18 protein-coding genes and 1 pseudogene are annotated in these 15,759 nt (G+C 52.8%); 9 read left to right on the top strand and 10 right to left on the bottom strand.

All coding sequences use genetic code 11. From position 1 onward, the window contains the following. Window positions 1-100 precede the first annotated feature (100 nt). Entirely contained in the window at window positions 101-682 is a 582-nt protein-coding gene (locus EPD17_RS01295) for a PhnA domain-containing protein (RefSeq protein ID WP_132051106.1), read from the bottom strand. A gap of 249 nt (window positions 683-931) precedes the next feature. On the opposite strand from EPD17_RS01295, the gene EPD17_RS01290 reads away from it, so the two are divergent. The 4 genes from EPD17_RS01290 (at window position 932) to EPD17_RS01275 (ending at window position 3,620) form a co-directional block, all read left to right on the top strand. Next, entirely contained in the window at window positions 932-2,287 is a 1,356-nt protein-coding gene (locus EPD17_RS01290; protein ID WP_132051104.1) for an IPT/TIG domain-containing protein, read from the top strand. A gap of 194 nt (window positions 2,288-2,481) precedes the next feature. Further along, on the top strand, window positions 2,482-2,691 hold the full coding sequence (locus tag EPD17_RS01285; RefSeq protein ID WP_114235753.1) for a hypothetical protein: 210 nt from the start codon (window positions 2,482-2,484) through the stop codon (window positions 2,689-2,691). A 39-nt stretch (window positions 2,692-2,730) separates the two neighbouring features. Beyond that, a complete protein-coding gene (locus EPD17_RS01280; RefSeq protein ID WP_132051094.1) occupies window positions 2,731-3,201 on the top strand; it encodes a YdeI/OmpD-associated family protein in 471 nt (156 codons plus the stop codon). Window positions 3,202-3,269: 68 nt separating this feature from the next. Next, entirely contained in the window at window positions 3,270-3,620 is a 351-nt protein-coding gene (locus EPD17_RS01275) for a DUF6370 family protein (protein WP_165929482.1), read from the top strand. 106 nt (window positions 3,621-3,726) lie between these two features. Here EPD17_RS01275 and EPD17_RS01270 read toward each other — a convergent pair whose 3' ends face one another. Next, window positions 3,727-3,945, bottom strand: coding sequence for a hypothetical protein (locus tag EPD17_RS01270; RefSeq protein WP_132051092.1), 219 nt, complete (start codon window positions 3,943-3,945; stop codon window positions 3,727-3,729). Window positions 3,946-4,154: 209 nt separating this feature from the next. On the opposite strand from EPD17_RS01270, the gene EPD17_RS01265 reads away from it, so the two are divergent. Further along, window positions 4,155-4,715: an HD domain-containing protein gene (locus EPD17_RS01265; RefSeq protein WP_132051090.1), complete on the top strand. Its 561-nt coding sequence runs from the start codon at window positions 4,155-4,157 to the stop codon at window positions 4,713-4,715. Window positions 4,716-4,871: 156 nt separating this feature from the next. Here the strand turns inward: EPD17_RS01265 and EPD17_RS01260 are convergent, their stop codons facing one another. The 4 genes from EPD17_RS01260 to EPD17_RS01245 form a co-directional block, all read right to left on the bottom strand. Further along, entirely contained in the window at window positions 4,872-6,167 is a 1,296-nt protein-coding gene (locus EPD17_RS01260; RefSeq protein ID WP_204743250.1) for a serine hydrolase, read from the bottom strand. Between the two features lie 133 nt (window positions 6,168-6,300). Continuing rightward, window positions 6,301-6,525 (bottom strand): hypothetical protein, encoded by a 225-nt coding sequence (locus EPD17_RS01255; protein WP_132051088.1) that lies wholly within the window; start codon window positions 6,523-6,525, stop codon window positions 6,301-6,303. A gap of 163 nt (window positions 6,526-6,688) precedes the next feature. Beyond that, window positions 6,689-7,537, bottom strand: a complete 849-nt coding sequence (locus tag EPD17_RS01250) for a dienelactone hydrolase family protein (RefSeq protein WP_240040702.1) — start codon at window positions 7,535-7,537, stop codon at window positions 6,689-6,691. Between the two features lie 193 nt (window positions 7,538-7,730). Continuing rightward, on the bottom strand, window positions 7,731-7,988 hold the full coding sequence (locus EPD17_RS01245) for a hypothetical protein (RefSeq protein WP_114235590.1): 258 nt from the start codon (window positions 7,986-7,988) through the stop codon (window positions 7,731-7,733). Window positions 7,989-8,249: 261 nt separating this feature from the next. Between EPD17_RS01245 and EPD17_RS01240 the strand changes: the two genes are divergently transcribed. Together EPD17_RS01240 and EPD17_RS01235 are read left to right on the top strand one after the other, a co-directional pair. Next, on the top strand, window positions 8,250-9,833 hold the full coding sequence (locus tag EPD17_RS01240) for an ArnT family glycosyltransferase (RefSeq protein ID WP_132051086.1): 1,584 nt from the start codon (window positions 8,250-8,252) through the stop codon (window positions 9,831-9,833). A 58-nt stretch (window positions 9,834-9,891) separates the two neighbouring features. Next, window positions 9,892-11,127 (top strand): hypothetical protein, encoded by a 1,236-nt coding sequence (locus EPD17_RS01235; protein ID WP_132051084.1) that lies wholly within the window; start codon window positions 9,892-9,894, stop codon window positions 11,125-11,127. Between the two features lie 342 nt (window positions 11,128-11,469). Here the strand turns inward: EPD17_RS01235 and EPD17_RS20150 are convergent, their stop codons facing one another. Beyond that, window positions 11,470-11,754 carry a hypothetical protein gene (locus tag EPD17_RS20150; protein WP_240040701.1) on the bottom strand — a complete coding sequence of 95 codons (285 nt, stop codon included), beginning with the start codon at window positions 11,752-11,754 and terminating at the stop codon, window positions 11,470-11,472. 87 nt (window positions 11,755-11,841) lie between these two features. Further along, window positions 11,842-12,075, bottom strand: a pseudogene (locus EPD17_RS20400) (peptide-methionine (R)-S-oxide reductase); the annotation flags it as partial. 7 nt (window positions 12,076-12,082) lie between these two features. Here EPD17_RS20400 and EPD17_RS01225 point away from each other — a divergent pair. Next, entirely contained in the window at window positions 12,083-13,234 is a 1,152-nt protein-coding gene (locus EPD17_RS01225; protein ID WP_240040700.1) for an LLM class flavin-dependent oxidoreductase, read from the top strand. 77 nt (window positions 13,235-13,311) lie between these two features. Here EPD17_RS01225 and ytxJ read toward each other — a convergent pair whose 3' ends face one another. Together ytxJ and EPD17_RS01215 are read right to left on the bottom strand one after the other, a co-directional pair. Then, complete coding sequence (ytxJ, locus tag EPD17_RS01220; RefSeq protein WP_132051082.1) at window positions 13,312-13,677, bottom strand: bacillithiol system redox-active protein YtxJ; 366 nt, start codon at window positions 13,675-13,677, stop codon at window positions 13,312-13,314. A gap of 25 nt (window positions 13,678-13,702) precedes the next feature. Continuing rightward, window positions 13,703-14,500 carry a hypothetical protein gene (locus EPD17_RS01215; RefSeq protein WP_132051080.1) on the bottom strand — a complete coding sequence of 266 codons (798 nt, stop codon included), beginning with the start codon at window positions 14,498-14,500 and terminating at the stop codon, window positions 13,703-13,705. A gap of 333 nt (window positions 14,501-14,833) precedes the next feature. Here EPD17_RS01215 and EPD17_RS01210 point away from each other — a divergent pair, with 333 nt between their 5' ends. Then, window positions 14,834-15,424, top strand: coding sequence for a DJ-1/PfpI family protein (locus tag EPD17_RS01210; protein WP_132051078.1), 591 nt, complete (start codon window positions 14,834-14,836; stop codon window positions 15,422-15,424). The last annotated feature ends 335 nt before the right edge of the window (window positions 15,425-15,759 follow it).

Below are 15,759 nucleotides of genomic sequence, written 5' to 3'. Positions count from 1 at the left end.
AACAGCAGCTAAATATACCAATTCCCAACAAAGGAATTTTATTGAAGCAATGGCTTTGTATTGTTTCGATATGAAATATGCATGCGGTAGAAGGCTGATGTTACGCCCCCTGTTTCCGCACATACTTCGTCAGGATCACGATCACCTGTCCTTCGATCTTTCCTTCAATTTGTTCGGTGTTGTTTTCCACCAAGCGTATGTTTTTCACCACGGTACCCAACTTGGCATTGAGCGATGTGCCTTTTACATCCAGCGAACGGGTAAGTACCACGGTATCGCCGGCCTGCAGCACAGCGCCGTTGGCATCGCGGTGCAGGTCCACGCTGCCATCGTTTTCGTGGTCACCGGTGGCTTTAGCCCAGGCAAGGGTTTCATCGGGCAGGTACAGCATGTCCAGGTTATCGGCGGCCCAGCTTTCATTGCGCAGCCGGTTGAGCATGCGCCAGGCCACCACCTGCACGGCAGGCACTTCGCTCCACATGCTTTCCGACAGCACGGTCCAATGCGCTGCATCCAATTCTTCACGCTTTTCTATTTGTGCCCTGCATTTTGCACACAGCAGCACGCTGGCATCGGCAGTGGCTGCCGATTCGGGCCCGGCTTCAAAATGTTCCAGGCCTTCTGTTGCGCCACATAGTTCGCATTTGCCGCCGCTGCGCTGGTGCAGTTCTGCTTCTTTCATATTGTTCTGTTTTGGCGGCGAAGGTAATGTTTTGCAAAAGGGCTGCAGGTGATACAGGTTAGTGTAGCAACTTTTGATGCTGTTGTAAAAATGAGACGATTTGAGGGCAGCCCTTTTCCATTTATTTGTTTGTGCGGCTGTTCATCCAGGTTTTAGGGTGTGGTGCAATGGTGGGTTTCTTTCTTTGCCTTACTAGCAAAACCGGCGGCAACATGCCTGCCGTGAATTACACACCCAAAACCAACTGACGTGTTTCAACTTCAATGCTTCATTGCTGCCCGCCGACCCGTTGTCGTGCTTGCAGCATTTATTTTCACCCTGTTTGCCTCCTGCACCAAACCCCAACCCGAAAAGCCCACAGGCGAAGAAGAGCAGGCACCGGTGATCACATCCTTTACACCGCAGCAAGGACCGGTGGGCACTACAGTTACCATCACCGGCCAGCATTTTGGCAACAACACCAACAGCCTTGTGGTAACGTTCAACAATGTTCCGGTAACGTTTCTTTCCATCAATGGAAATACCATCGTTACCACGGTGCCGGAAGCTGCCACCACAGGTAAGATCAAAATAGCAAGGGGCGATAAAGAGCACATGAGCACAGCTACATTTTCGGTTGTGCCTGCCAGTGGGCAACCCGGTGAGCCACCAGCTGGTTGGTCGCTCAGTCATTTTGCGGGCAGCGGCGCGACAGGCAATGCCGATGGCCCTGCAGGCTCAGCTACGTTTCGCACACCAAAGGGCATGGCCATGGATGCCGCAGGCAACCTGTATGTGGCCGATGCTGCAGCCAACCGCATTCGCAAAATAACACCGGCAGGCGCAGTGAGCACCATTGCCGGCACCGGTGCACGGGGCATGAACAATGGCAATGCACTCACTGAAGCCACGTTCAACAACCCGCTCAACGTAGCAATAGATATGAATGGGAACATACTGGTGGCCGATGGCAGCAACCACGCCATCCGGAAAATTACACCGGCCGGCGTGGTGAGCACGGTGGCCGGCACAGGCACTTATGGATACAGGGATGGGCCTGCTGCAAGCGCACAGTTCAGTACGCCATATGGTATTGCCGTGGATGATGTGGGCAACATTTATGTGGGCGATCATGCCAATCATCGTATCCGTAAAATAACACCGGGAAAAGTAGTGACCACCATTGCAGGTAATGGGTCGAGCAACAGCAGCGACGGCATGGATACAGAGGCCGGCATTTCGTGGCCCGGCGGCATTGTGTTGGATGAGGCGTACAATATTTACGTAGCCGAAAGAGGCGGTGGCCGCATCCGCAAAATTGCATTGACGGGGCAGGTATCCACCATTGGCGGCTACCTCAGCGTAAACAATCATCCCAGTCATATGGCGCTGGATAGCGATGGCAATTTGTATGTGCTCTACCGCGGTTTGCACCGCCTTAAAAAATACTCACCTGCTGGCGTGGAAACCGATGTCATCGGTACGGGTGATCCCGGCATCGAGAACGGAAAAGCGGGCCGCATGCGCCATCCCGAAGGGTTGGTGCTGGTGCAAAATGCAGCGGGTAACATCCATTTTTTTGTGGCCGATACGGATAATAAAATGATCCGAAAGATCAGTTGGTAATAGCCAGGCGGGCAGCATGTTTAACCATTGATTTATTGCCGCCTGTTTGTCGCAAAATACCACCCCGAATGTCGTAGTTGTATACCGTATGATACCAAAAATGCAATTAGGTTTGTAGGGCAAAAAGCATGGGAGCCCCGCGGTTTCCATTCTGCCTAACTACGGCAGGCAACGGCCTGCTGCAACACATTTTTATGGTAGAAGTTTTTAAAACCAACGTGCCGAACCAACAGGTGGCGCGGCAACTGCTGGCTGCATTTGGCCAACAACTTCCCGGCAGCAAAATCAATTTCGACCTGGAAGACTGTGACCGCATTTTGCGGGTGGAAGGTGAAACAGTAAACGGCAGCCAGGTAATTGAACTGGTGGAGGCCAGCGGTTTTCAATGCATGGTGCTGGAGTGAAGCGCATTTAAAAAAATTAAACGCACAGAAAATTCAACGATGCTGGTCAACGGAGTATACCTGCTGGAGCAGTTTAAAGGCAAGGGCGGCTGGACTTATATTGCCCTGCCCGAAGTGCCGCCCGATAAGTATGCACATTTCGGATGGATCAAAGTAAAGGGCAGCATCGACAACCACCCGCTGCACAGCAGCCGCCTGATGCCGCTGGGCAACGGCGTGTTGTTTTTACCGGTAAAAGCCGCTATCCGGAAGCAAATAGGCAAGCGGCAGGGCGACACCGTGCAACTGGTGCTGGAGCGGGACAATGAGCCACTGGCCATCCCGGAAGAATTGATCTTGTGCCTGCAGGATTATCCCGAAGAGCACGCCATTTTTTTAAGCTATCCCGAAGGAGCACAAAAGGCTTTTATTGAGTGGATCTACGCCGCCAAAACAGAAAGCACGAAGGCCAACCGCATTGCCTCTATGCTCAATAAATTATTGCTGCGGCAAAAGCTGGGCGATCAATAACCGGCTGATCATAATCAAGTGGCAGCGCTGCTCATTATGGGCTATATTCGGCTATAAAATAAACCGCTATGAAGCATTGGCTACTGGCCTTGGTAATGGGAGGTGCACTGGGTGCTGCCGCACAAAGCAGCGGGCCGCAAAAGCCCGCCACCGATACGGCGCAGCAAATAAAAACCGTGGAAGCATCGTGCGGTCAGTGTCGTTTTGGCCTCAAAGGCGATGGCTGCAGCCTTGCAGTGCGCATTGATGGCAAGGCATATTTTGTTGATGGCTCCAACATCGACGATCATGGCGATGCACACGCCACTGATGGTTTTTGCAATGCCATCCGCAAAGCCGAAGTAAAAGGCAAAGTTGCCAATGACCGTTTTGTAGCCACCTATTTCAAACTGCTGCCGGCCACGACTCCTAAAAAGTAAATTGGACTATCAATTTTTTGCAATGCACACAAGCTTGTTGAACACAATGCGGGCTTAAGGTTGCGTTGCAAACGGCATCGCTATTTAACACCTTATTTGCCTGCCGCTAAATACCCGCAGGCCCGGTGTTTGTAGCATCTTCCCGCGCATCGAGGTGGTCCAGTTCGTGCTTGTCGGGGCGTTCGTGCTCCTGCATGTTGCGTTCGTTGAAGGCGCTTTTCTTGCTGCCTTTCAGGCTTCCTTCAGCTTCCCTTCCTTCCACTGTTTTATCGTTCGCATTGCGGTGCTTGCCTGCAAGTTGCTCCTCGTTTTTTTGCTGCTCCATGATGTTTTATTTTATACCATTGGCGCTGCAAAATTGTTGCCGCAAATAGCACACACCATCGCGTTTTTTTTGTATAAAAACATGGCGCCGACGGCACACCAAACTCCTGTTTTTTACCCTCCCCAAATCGACCCAACCTTAAACTTTAGACATTAAATTAAAACTGTAATCGCCCCCCATTCCGGCCCGCCGTTTGAAAGATTATACACATGCAGGAACCCCTACAACAGGTGCTCGATTTTGCCGAAGCAGCACATGCCGGCCAAACCCGCAAATACACGCCGGAGCGCTACATGGTGCACCCGATCAGGGTAATGGAAATATGCAGCCGCTACAACAATTCAGTGCCGGTGCTGGCTGCAGCCCTGCTGCACGATGTGCTGGAAGACACACCTGTAACCAGTGAAGAATTGCTCCGGTTTTTGCACACTGTTATGCCGCCCGAAGATGCCGAAACGACCATTGCATTGGTAAATGATCTGACCGACGAATACACCAAGGAACGCTACCCGAATTGGAACCGCAAAAAACGTAAAGAAGAGGAGCGGGAACGGATGCGCCGCATCAGCCCCTATGCGCAAACCATCAAGTACGCCGATATACTCGATAACAGCCACGAAATAACCGCAGCCGACCCGCAGTTTGCACCGCGTTTTTTAAAAGAATGCCGCATGTTGTTGCAGGCCATGCCGCTGGGGCATGCAGGCTTGTATCATACCGTAAAAGAGCGGGTGCACCAGTGTTTGCAGGCGTTGCCAAGAAGAGCTTAACACACATCGCAGATATAGATGAAATACAGCTCTGTGCTGCATTAACTCACCACCCCTTTTTGTATTACATCATCAATCCTTTTGTGCACTGTCATCCCGATGTAGGAGGGACATTTTCACAGCCTGATTGTTATCAAAAATGGTCTGCATTTTTCATTAATTATCCACCACCGAAATGGCTGTTCTTTTATCGGCCGGGTCGCGTTGTTCGTATTGAATTTGCAGGTCCGACAGGTTGGGGCGGTACTTGCGCTGCCGCTTTAGTTCGTGCTGGTAAATGGTTTGCCCCAGTGCATGCATGAACGGGATGCCCACCGTTTCGTATTCATACTTATCGTCGTTCAAAATGCCATCGCTGTTTACATACACAGTGGCTGCAAGCATGTACTCAATGCCGTTGGCAAAATCGGCCACATAAGCCACGTCGGTCATAAAGCCATAGGCCCAGCCCACTTTGTTAAATACCCGCACACCGGCCGGCATCCGGTGCGTGCCATTTTGAAAAAAGAACTTCACATAACTGTCGTAATACGTCGCCGTATCGTACAGCGGCCACGGCGTTTCGGAAGGGTATTGCGACAGGTAGCGCAGCAAAAATTCGCGGTCGTCGGTGCTGAAATAAAAGCGTTCCCTTTTCCCCACCGAGTACGGAAAAATAATGGACTGCAGCATTTGCTGCAGCGACTGCAGCGGCAGGTAATTGTGCCGGGTAAAATCAAGGGGCGCCTGCACGGTGCGGCCGTTGCGGTCGATGTGGGCTTTGCCTACCAAAAACTTTTTCCGGAACTTAAAAGAATCCTTGTTGTAAGCCGGCGGCTGCAGGTACAGCGGCCGGTCGTCGGCGCCCACAAACTGCACCGCGTTGGTGTGGCGGTTTTGCTCGTCGGTAAAAGGCATAAACTGGCGGGTAATGCGGCTCTCTTTATAACCCTTGCTGCGCAGGCTTTTATTAATGGGGCCCTGCCCCAAAAACTGGTACAGCCGGTTGTACGGATCGTTTTCCGAAACCAGCAGGGCCCGCTTGATCAAATGCGCCACCGATGGGAGGCCGGTGATCGCAGTGGTATCGCGCAGCAGGCGCCGCTGGCCGGGGTAGCTACTGTCGAACAGCACGGTGGTATGTTTATCCAGCCCCTGGCTTTCCATGCGGTGCAGCTTTTCCAGCGCCAGTGCGGCCAGCGGCAGCTTTACTGTAGAGGCGGGATTGAAATACAGGTCGGGGTCGTAGTTGAAATAGTAGTGCCTGAACTGGGGTTTGTTTTTTTTGTTGCGGTTGATCTGGGTGTAAATGATCTGGCACCGGTAGGCCTGCGGGTTGCGCAGCACGTGCTGCAGGGCAGGGCTGGGGTTGGCTTTTAAAATGCGTTGCAGCAAGGAGTCGGTTTCGGGCTGTGCCTGCACGCCGTTCAACAATAAAAGACCAATAAGGAGGGCAAAAAAATACCGGAGCATTACGGAAAGTTACAAAGCTGTAGCTAATCGCCATGCTCCGGCAGGTTTGCAATCGTAGTCGCCCAATGGGTGCAAATAATGACAACCGGCGACAATAAAAAGCTGCAAACGGTACCGCATATTTTTTTGCCTGCTAACGGTCGGTATAATCGCCGCCGTTCCCGGCATTGGTGCCCTTGCCTGTATAGCTTCCGGCATGCGGGTCTTCGCTTACTTTTTGCGCATCGCCGCCCGGCGTCCACTCTGTGGCCTGTATGTCGCCGCCGGTCGAGCCCGTGCGGGTTGATTCCACTCCGTCTTCGTTCTTTTGCCGCAGGTCATCGCGGCGCACCGCTTCATTTCCTTTGTTCTGTTCCATAGCTGATTATTTTTCCGGTTAACAACAGACCGGTTTTTCCCGGCCGGGCAAGGCCATTTACCAACCCTGCCCATAAATACAGCACAAGTACATTGCCAAAAGATGCGGCCCGTTTTACTGCACCCAAAATGGCTACTAGATGAAAATGCGTTTTGCCGCAGGCTTAAAAAATGCGGGTAAAAAACGCCTTCATATCGTTCCATGATGCGGTGTCGGCCGCCCCATTATAGCGGATGGGCATGCCAAACTCGGCTGCTTTTTTATCGGCATCGCGGTTGGTAAAAGCGTGGGTGGCATTGGGGTACACCTTAAACTCGTAATCGGCGCCCACCGAGTCCATGCTTTTTTTAAATGCTGCTACCTGTGTTTCGGGTACAAAATTGTCGGCGCCGCCATGTGCCACCAGCACTTTTGCTTTCAGTGCCTCCTTGCTTGGCGGCACACCTTCCAGCCCGCCATGAAAACTCACCACGCCATCGAAGTTGCTGCCCAGTTTGGCTGCGTTCAGCACCATCGATCCGCCAAAACAATAGCCAATGGCGGCAGTTTTGGTAGTGTCGGCCTGTGGCATGCTCAGGGCTTTGGCCAGGGCTGCATCCAGGCGGGCTTTGGCCTCCTGCGGGTTTTGGTAAAAAGGCGTTGCCATTTTTTGCGCTTCGTCGGGGTTGGCGGCAATCTTGCCATCGCCGTACATATCTACCGCCATTGCCAGGTAGCCCATTTGCGCCAATTGGCGGGCCCGCATGCGGGGATAATCGGTAAGGCCCCACCACTCATGCACCACCAGCACCACGGGGCGTTTGTCGTTGCGGGCCGCATCATACGCCACAAACCCGGCTAGCGTAGTGCCACCCGATGTATAGCTTACGGGCTCTTCCCTGATGTCGGCATTTTTGTTCATGGCGCTGGCGGTGCTATCGGTTGTTGTGGGTTCTTTAATGGGTGCATTATTGCAGGCAGTGATGCTGGCAGCAGTCAACAGGAGGGCTGCCAGCCGAAAAGTTAGTGACATGGTTCGTTGGGTTTTAAGTAAAGAAGGTAAACATTTTTGCGGGTAAATGGTTGGGCCTGTGGCGGGCGGCGCAGGGCAGCCGCCCGGTTTTTTTACAAAAGCACAAAAAACAAAGGGGCAGCACCAACAGGCAATGCCCCTTTGTTTTTCCCCAAAAAAGCGATCTAATGAAAACAGGCCACTGCGGCCACCATCATCGCTGGCGGCCGTTCTCACCTTCCATGCGGCTGCGGGCAAACGACATTGCCGCCACCGGCGATTCAAACAATTTGGGTTCGCCGGTTTCGTCGGTTACCACCTCGCCGTGGATGGGGCCGCCGTTGGGATCTTCGGTGTAATAAGTAGCGGTAAAATATTCGCGGGGAATAATATTCGGGTTGTCGCGCTGCATGGGGTGTGCGTCCACTTTAAGCCACACTTCCTTGCCGTTTATGGATTGCTTTTCTATCATAATTCTTTTTGGGCATCTATACAAAGTTGAGGCCATAGCATCGCCGCAGGTGCCCGCATTTTGATTGCGGCACGAGGCACCTCTGGCGCATGCCGCACCGGGTAACGGTTTGGAGCGGCTGGCTGCAATTGTTGTTGCAAAAAGAACATTCTTACTGTTTACGGTGTTGCTCCCCTTGCGGCCAGCTGGCAGCAGGCCATTTGAACGGCCCGTATATTGCAAAAGCAAGACGTTCGCCCTTATCAACAAATTTTGTAGTACTTGACACACCCTGCCGAACAAACGCTGGTTTTGCAACCCGCCGTTGTACCCAAAACCCTACATTATGGCCGTGCCGCAGGTTGGCTGGTGTTGGCCTGCTCGCTGCTGCGCCTGTTACTTGCAGGTATCATCGAGTTGGGCAACGATGAAGCATATTACTGGCTGTACACGCAGCAATTGCAGTGGAACTATTTCGATCATCCGCCGATGGTGGCCCTGCTGGGGCGCCTGTTTACTGCCAACAACGCCCTGCAGGAGTATGAAGTTTTCGTGCGGCTGGGCCCCATTGTTTGCTGTGCGCTGTCGTCGCTGTTTATGTACCAAACAGCCGCCACACTGCACTCGCCTAAGGCGGGCTGGTACGCGGTGGTTTTATACAACACTTCTTTTTACGCAGGCATGGTGGCTGGCCTGCTGCTGATGCCCGATTCGCCGCAAATGGTATTTTGGACCGCCAGCCTGTGGATGCTGGCACGCCTGCTCCGCAACGAACGGGGCTGGAGCAGTTGGCTGCTATTTGGGCTGGCCGCCGGGCTTTGCATCATGAGCAAGGTGCACGGCGTATTTCTGTGGGGCGGGCTGGGGCTGTTTATATTGTGGCAAAAAAGGGCTTGGCTGCGCCTCACGCAGTTGTATGCAGCAGCGCTGGTGTCGCTGGTGGTAATCAGTCCCATCCTTATCTGGAATGCCGAGTACGATTTTGTTACCTATCGCTTTCATAGCGAACGGGTGGTGGTGGCCGGCAAAGGCATTAACTGGCGCACCTTTAGCGGCGAAGTGTGGGGCCAGGTTTTTTTCAACAACCCGGTCAATGTTGCTTTGTCCGGCGTAGCGCTGGCGGCTTTTTTTAGGCGAATCCGGCAGGTGCGGCCCAACCTTTGGCTGTTTGTGTGCATTGGGTTGCCGCTGGCTGCCGTGCTGTTGTTTCTTTCCCTTTTTAGAACGGTGTACCCGCATTGGAGCGGCCCGGCCTATGTTACCCTCATGCCCATTGCCGCGCTGTATTTGGCCCGAATAAGGGGCGCCGGTCGGCAGCCGGTGTGGCTGCGCTGGAGCTTGGGTGCATTACTCGTTTTTTCGTTGAGCTGGCCGCTGGTCACGCATTTTTATCCCGGCACCTGGGGCAGCAAAAGGGCCGACGATTTTGGCAGCGGCGATGTAACGCTGGACCGCCTGGGCTGGGAAGACAGCGGCGAAAAATTTGGCACTTATTACAACCGCATGGTGGCCTCCGGTGCCATACCGGAGGGCACGCCGCTGGTGTGCAACACCTGGTGGGGCGCCCATGTGGAATATTATTTTGCCCGCCCACACGATATACCCATGATTGGCTTGGGTCCGATCCGCGACATTCACCACTATGCCTGGCTCAACCACCAGCGTAAAGATGAAGTGGCGATACAGCGGGCTTTTACAGTTGTGCCCGCGGATGAATATTTTGATGTGGCAGCGCATTACAGCCGGTATTACCAAAACATCAGGCTGCAGCAAACCATGGAGGTAAGCCGCAGCGGGCAAAAGGCCAAGCTGTTCAGGGTGTATTATTTAAGCGGGTGGAAAGGGTTGCTGCCGGTGATGAAATAAGCGGAAATAGCGGTACCTTTTAAAAAGCAATTTCCCTTTACCAACGAAATGCTTTTGTATGAAAGCACCAACCTTACGCTACACCTTGCTGTGCGCCTTTTTTGTTGCACAGATGCAGCCCTGTTTTACGCAACCTGCAGGCTGCACACTGAAAGAACCGGTAGTACAAATTGATTTTGGCCGCAGTGCCGATGTAGACGATTTTAACACAGCTTCGCTTTCCAATTACGACCGCATCCTGGGCTCCTGCCCCACCGATGGACATTACACCTACACACCGGCCACTTACGATTGTTTTCGCGGCGACTGGTTTACCATTGCGCAGGACCATACACCCGGCGATGTAAACGGAAATATGCTGCTGGTAAATGCATCGCCGAGCGGCGGCGTATTTTTCAGCAGACCCATTAGTGGCCTTACTGGTGGCCGCACTTACGAGGTGGCGCTGTGGATGATCAATGTATGCCGCCTGCATATTTGCTGCTCGTCGCTGTCGCCCACCATTTCATTCCAGTTGTCAACCGCCAGCGGACGCAAACTGGCTTCGTACCGTATTGGCGACCTGCCGCAACGCACCACGCCGCAGTGGCGCAAATTTGCCGGCATGTTTACCGTGCCTGCCGGCGAAACGGCGGTGATGCTGACGCTGCTCAACAGCACCATTGGCGGCTGCGGCAACGACTTTGCGGTGGATGATATCACCTTCAGGGAATGTGTGCCGCCCAAACCGGTAATTGCGGCTGCGCCTAAAAAGAAACCCATTACTACAACCGCCCAAAAACCGACAGCAGCAAAGCCTGTGGCTGCCAAGCCCATTGCTAAAACACCGGTGGCAACAACACCGGACGAACCGGTGGCTACAACGCCACAACGAAAAGCGGTGGCGGTGGAGCCCGTGCCGCAGCCACAGTTGCGGCCCGTAACGGCGGTGCCCGTGCCCGCCGTACTGCGTACCCGTGCCAACCCGCTGGTGCGCCAGATAGAAACAGGCGAAGGCGAACTCCTGATTGACCTGTATGATAACGGGCAAATTGATGGCGATACGGTAAGCGTATACCACAACAACCGGCAGGTGGTGGCGGCAGCCCGACTAACGCAAACGCCTATCCGCATTAAGGTGCGCATTGATGCCGACAACCCGCACCACGAACTGATCATGGTGGCCCACAACCTGGGCAGCATTCCGCCCAATACATCGCTGATGATTGTTAATGCAGGCGAGGAGCGCTACCAGGTGCACATTTCCTCATCGGAGCAGAAAAATGCGAAGGTGGTGTTTGAGTTGAAGAAGTAGGGGTATGGTTGGATAAGATATTGCGCTGATGCAATGCCTATTTGAAATGCTTTCTTGTTCAACAATGATCGGCAGCAGTGTCGAATAACGTTCTGCTGCTTTTAACCACAGTAGCACCGAAGCTTGATCAAGGCACTATCCCGGAATCGGGCCGTCATTTGATTCCGGGCCTGCGGGGTTACTTTTTTGCAAGGGCAAAAAAGTAAAAGAAGAGTCGCAGAGAAAGTTGTTTGCTACATTTCTTCAAGCCGTAATGCTTTCTTTTTATCAAATGAAAAACACTAAAAGATGTGTAACGCCACCTAATCGGTGCAATTATTTTTAAACGAGAACCCCGCCATTTTACCCACCATTACCAACCGCTGCAATAGCCCGTTCCCAGGCCGTAACCAGCTTCTCGTACTCCGGCCATGCCGTCCCGGCACTTTCCTTTGCACTGCGGTAATCAGCCACCTGTTTGTCCAAGATCTCCTGCAGGCTATCTGCATAACCGGTCATTGCTGATTGCTGTGCAAACGCTTGTTCCTCGCTTAATTTTTGATGCACGGTTTCAAAATTGCCTTCGTTGCTGCGCTGCGTTTTAATAAACTCTTTCAGCTCGTCGAAGTGTGATGTGTTATCGTTCATGGAAATGTTTTTATCTGCTGAATCCTGTAAGGAAATTGCTGTGTGACTGATGCAATAACGCAGCCCGGTAGGCGTATGTTTGTTGGGAAAAAGATGACCCAGGTGCTGGCCGCAATGGGTGCACAACAACTGGATGCGGCTGCGCCCATAAGTATCCAATTGCTTTTGCGTTACGCCGTTGGCTAAGTGCAGCTAAAACGATGGAAACCCACACCCCGCATCAAACTGCTGGTGTGCGCCAAACAGGGCATGGCCACACCGGGTACACACATAGGTGCCGGATGCCGCGGTATAGAACAACGGAATTTTTTCGCCCAACATAATGCTGATGCGCTTTAGCGGCAAACGGGATGCCCTTTTGCAAAGGGCGCTCTTTTTTCTGCAACTTTATAGCTCCATTGCAGCAAGCAATGGGCACAACATTATGGAAATAGGCGTGTACACATTTGCAGATATTGGCCGCCACCCCGAAACCGGAGAGGAGTTGGGTGCACAGCAACGGCTGGCCAACCTGATGGAAGAAGTAAAACTGGCCGACGAAGTGGGACTGGATGTGTTTGCCATTGGCGAGCACCACCGCCCCGATTATGCCGTGTCGGCGCCGGCAGTGGCCCTGGCTGCGGCAGCTGCACACAGCAAAAATATTCGGTTGTCCAGCGCCGTTACCGTGCTTTCGTCCGAAGACCCGGTGCGGGTGTACCAACAGTTTGCCACCGTTGATCTTATCTCGGGCGGCCGTGCCGAGATCATGGCGGGCCGCGGTTCGTTTATCGAATCGTTTCCGCTGTTTGGCCACAAACTCGAAGACTACGATGAGCTGTTCGCCGAAAAGCTGGCCATGCTGGTGCACATCAACAATTCGGGCGAAGTAACCTGGAGTGGCAAGCATACACAGCCCTTGCACATGCAGCACATTTATCCAAAACCAGTGCGGGGCAAACTGCCCATTTGGGTGGCCGTTGGCGGCACGCCGGAGTCGGTGGTGCGGGCTGCAGATTATGGCCTGCCCATGGCGCTGGCTATTATTGGCGGGCAGCCGGCTCGTTTTGCGCCTTTTGCAAAACTATACCGCGAGTTGTATCAAAAAGCGGGTCATGCAGCGCCCATGCAACTCGGTATCAACTCACATGCATATATAGCCGAAAATTCGCAGGCTGCACGCAACGAGTTTTACCCCACCTACGCCGCATCCATGAACCGCATTGGCCGCGAACGGGGCTGGCCACCGTCGAGCCGCCAGCAGTTTGACCAAAGCACCGGCCCGCATGGCGCTTTGCTGGTAGGCAGCCCGCAGGAAGTGATCGATAAAATTTTGTATGAACACGAGTTGTTCGGGCATACCCGTTTTCTGGCACAGATGGATGTGGGCGCCCTGCCGCATAAATACCTGATGCGCTCCATTGAGTTGCTGGGCGCCGTAGTGGCACCCGCTGTGAGGAAAGCGCTGGGTGTGGAGAAAAGCGTGAAAACAGCCTCCTAATAAAGGGGATATACAACATGCAGGTGTTTTTATAACAACTGCATGTTGTACCTAAAATCTTCCGGGGTTTTTACAAATCAATCCTGCAACGCTTCTGCTGTTGCTGCCGCCGAAATATGCAGCATCGATTCGCTGTAGGTGCAGCCGCCGTTTTTGATCACCAGGATTTGTGGCGATTCATGTGGAATCTGAAACTGCTCCGCCACCGCATCCGACAGGTCGCGGTGGGCCATCAGGTCGAGCAGGTACACCGGTGTATTTCCCAATTCGGATCCATCCTGTTCCAGGCCGCGGTGAACCCCTTTGCTGATGGGGCAGGTAGTATTGTGTTTGAAAATAACAACAGGCGCAGGGCTCTGTTTGATTTTGGCCAGTTGTTGGGCACTATCCAGTGGAATGAATTGCATGCTGTTTTTACAACAAAACTGCCAATACCGTTCCATAAGCTGCTGCCGTTTGCCGGCAGGCTTAGTCTGATTTTTTGGGAAACAACTTGCGCAGGCCTTTGGGTTCCGGCTCGGGCTCCGGCGCTTCTTTTTTACGGTTAAACAAACCTTTGCGTTCTTCTTTCACCGGTTCTTTTTTGCGGCCAAACAGTCCGCTGCGCTGCTCTTCCTCTTCGCGTTTACCAAACAGCCCTTTACGTTCTTCTCCTTTTTTGCGGCGCGGAATCAGGCCCTGGCTTTTTTCGCCGTTGCGGTCCCAAACAAATTTGTTGTGCGTCGGAAAATAATAACGCAGGCTGATGTACAGCGTGTTGGCACCCACAGGCACGCCGCGTTTGGTGCGGTTCATATCGCCCAGCAAAATGTTGTAGCCGTTTACCAGGTGCAGCCCCAGCAGCCGGAAGCCAACGGCCGGCCCGATGCCAAATTGCTGCCCGCCCTTGAAGTCGGAAAAATAAACCAGGTTGCCGCCGTAGGTGAGGTTGATGCGGCCCTGCTTGCGCCAAACGCCGGCTTTATAGCCAATAATATTGTTGGAAAAACTGTATTCGAGGTTGGCGGTGGCGCCCCAGATATTTGGTTTTTTGAGGCCGATTTTCCGCCAGTGCATTTCGTAGCCCAGCTCAATAGCGGTGGAGCTGCCTTTTTGTAAACCAATGATGGCGCCGTAGTTGTGCTGGCGCAGCGTGGTTTTGGGCAGCAGCAATTTGCCGGCGGCACCTAGGTTTTCCTGCGGCAGTGCAAACTGTAATGGCTCCTGTGCATGGAGCGAAAAGGCGGCAAAAGTTGCCAGCAGCAGGCAACACGTTTTGTTCATCATCAAACTAGCGGCGGTGTTTTTTCCCGGTGTGCAACAGCGGACCAAGGGCATTAACGACAAGTGTGGCGGTTTATTTCCAACGGTGGTGCAGCAAAGGCCATTTGTGGAAAAATTGGCATTTATGCCCACCAGATTTTTCGGTGCGCCGCCGGTTGGCTATATTCAATGCGCCTAAAAGCAAACGGCTTTTGTATTTAGGCGCATCAAAAAGCTTCGGCGGGCCTTTCTTTTTGCTTTGTGTGCTTTAGGAGCACGGATTTACAAAAGCGCAGGCTTTGCCTGCAAAAAAGAAGCGCTGGAAAATTGAATTATAAACTTTTAAAACCCACCATCATGCAACATAAGATCCTGATTGTAACCGGCGATGCCGGAGAAAGCTTTGAAGCACTTTATGCCGTGCAGCGTTTTGCCGAAGCCGGCATCCCGGCTGTAATGGCGGCGCCCCGCACAGGCAGGCTCAACCTGGTGATCCACGATTTTGAGCCCGGCTGGGACACATACATCGAAAAGCCCGGTTATGTTTCGGAAGCGCAAATCACCATTTCGGAAATAGTGCCCGAAGATTACACCGCTATTCTTTTGCTCGGTGGCCGTGCACCCGAGTACCTGCGCCACAACCAGCAATTGCTGCAGGCCGTGCAGCAGTTTCATCAGCAGGGAAAATGGGTGTTTGCCATTTGCCACGGTGTGCAGATACTGGTAACCGCGGGCCTTACAAAGGGCTGCAACGTGACGGCTTACGAACATGTGCGCAGCGAAATTGAACTTACCGGCGGCAACTATATTGCCGACCAGCAGGCGGTGCGTAATGGCCGCATTGTCACGGGCCAAACCTGGCAATCACACCCCGAGTTTTACCGCGAGGTGTTTGGCTGCCTGGGCGAAACAAAAGCCACACCGGCCATGGCGCAGCAAATGGGATAAAGCAATTGTGGAATAACAGTAAGTGAATGCTGCCTTTGATGTGTAGTTTTTCATTTGCAGTAGTCCAATACAAAAATCCCGCAACACCTGTTGGGGGATTTTTGTATTGGAATGATTGTTTAAATACGTCATGGGTTAAGACTTAAACATGCAAAACTAATTTTGCTTTATCCTCATTCATTAAACTATTGCACCACTAGTGTTGTCATGCCGAACTTGTTTCGGCATCTCCTTCTATTATCGGAGTTTATCAAAACACAAGGAGATGCCTAAACAAGTTCGGCATGACAGAGGCAAATTGTGTTGAACGCTTTATCCATTCATCGTTACACAAT

It is taken from the genome of Pseudocnuella soli, from assembly GCF_004347775.1.
GTDB classification, from domain to species: Bacteria; Bacteroidota; Bacteroidia; order Chitinophagales; family Chitinophagaceae; genus Flavisolibacter; species Flavisolibacter aquaticus.
Note: the sequence above shows the minus strand (reverse complement) of the source record. Positions and strands in the feature narration are given on the sequence as shown.

What these genes read in the sequence shown, in the direction of transcription:
- EPD17_RS01295 (WP_132051106.1), bottom strand. Translation starts at nt 682, where the DNA reads ATGAAAGAAGCAGAACTGCACCAGCGCAGCGGCGGCAAATGCGAACTA.
- EPD17_RS01285 (WP_114235753.1), top strand. Translation starts at nt 2,482, where the DNA reads ATGGTAGAAGTTTTTAAAACCAACGTGCCGAACCAACAGGTGGCGCGG.
- EPD17_RS01280 (WP_132051094.1), top strand. Translation starts at nt 2,731, where the DNA reads ATGCTGGTCAACGGAGTATACCTGCTGGAGCAGTTTAAAGGCAAGGGC.
- EPD17_RS01275 (WP_165929482.1), top strand. Translation starts at nt 3,270, where the DNA reads ATGAAGCATTGGCTACTGGCCTTGGTAATGGGAGGTGCACTGGGTGCT.
- EPD17_RS01270 (WP_132051092.1), bottom strand. Translation starts at nt 3,945, where the DNA reads ATGGAGCAGCAAAAAAACGAGGAGCAACTTGCAGGCAAGCACCGCAAT.
- EPD17_RS01265 (WP_132051090.1), top strand. Translation starts at nt 4,155, where the DNA reads ATGCAGGAACCCCTACAACAGGTGCTCGATTTTGCCGAAGCAGCACAT.
- EPD17_RS01260 (WP_204743250.1), bottom strand. Translation starts at nt 6,167, where the DNA reads ATGCTCCGGTATTTTTTTGCCCTCCTTATTGGTCTTTTATTGTTGAAC.
- EPD17_RS01255 (WP_132051088.1), bottom strand. Translation starts at nt 6,525, where the DNA reads ATGGAACAGAACAAAGGAAATGAAGCGGTGCGCCGCGATGACCTGCGG.
- EPD17_RS01250 (WP_240040702.1), bottom strand. Translation starts at nt 7,537, where the DNA reads ATGTCACTAACTTTTCGGCTGGCAGCCCTCCTGTTGACTGCTGCCAGC.
- EPD17_RS01245 (WP_114235590.1), bottom strand. Translation starts at nt 7,988, where the DNA reads ATGATAGAAAAGCAATCCATAAACGGCAAGGAAGTGTGGCTTAAAGTG.
- EPD17_RS01235 (WP_132051084.1), top strand. Translation starts at nt 9,892, where the DNA reads ATGAAAGCACCAACCTTACGCTACACCTTGCTGTGCGCCTTTTTTGTT.
- EPD17_RS20150 (WP_240040701.1), bottom strand. Translation starts at nt 11,754, where the DNA reads ATGAACGATAACACATCACACTTCGACGAGCTGAAAGAGTTTATTAAA.
- EPD17_RS01225 (WP_240040700.1), top strand. Translation starts at nt 12,083, where the DNA reads ATGCGCTTTAGCGGCAAACGGGATGCCCTTTTGCAAAGGGCGCTCTTT.
- ytxJ (WP_132051082.1), bottom strand. Translation starts at nt 13,677, where the DNA reads ATGGAACGGTATTGGCAGTTTTGTTGTAAAAACAGCATGCAATTCATT.
- EPD17_RS01215 (WP_132051080.1), bottom strand. Translation starts at nt 14,500, where the DNA reads ATGATGAACAAAACGTGTTGCCTGCTGCTGGCAACTTTTGCCGCCTTT.
- EPD17_RS01210 (WP_132051078.1), top strand. Translation starts at nt 14,834, where the DNA reads ATGCAACATAAGATCCTGATTGTAACCGGCGATGCCGGAGAAAGCTTT.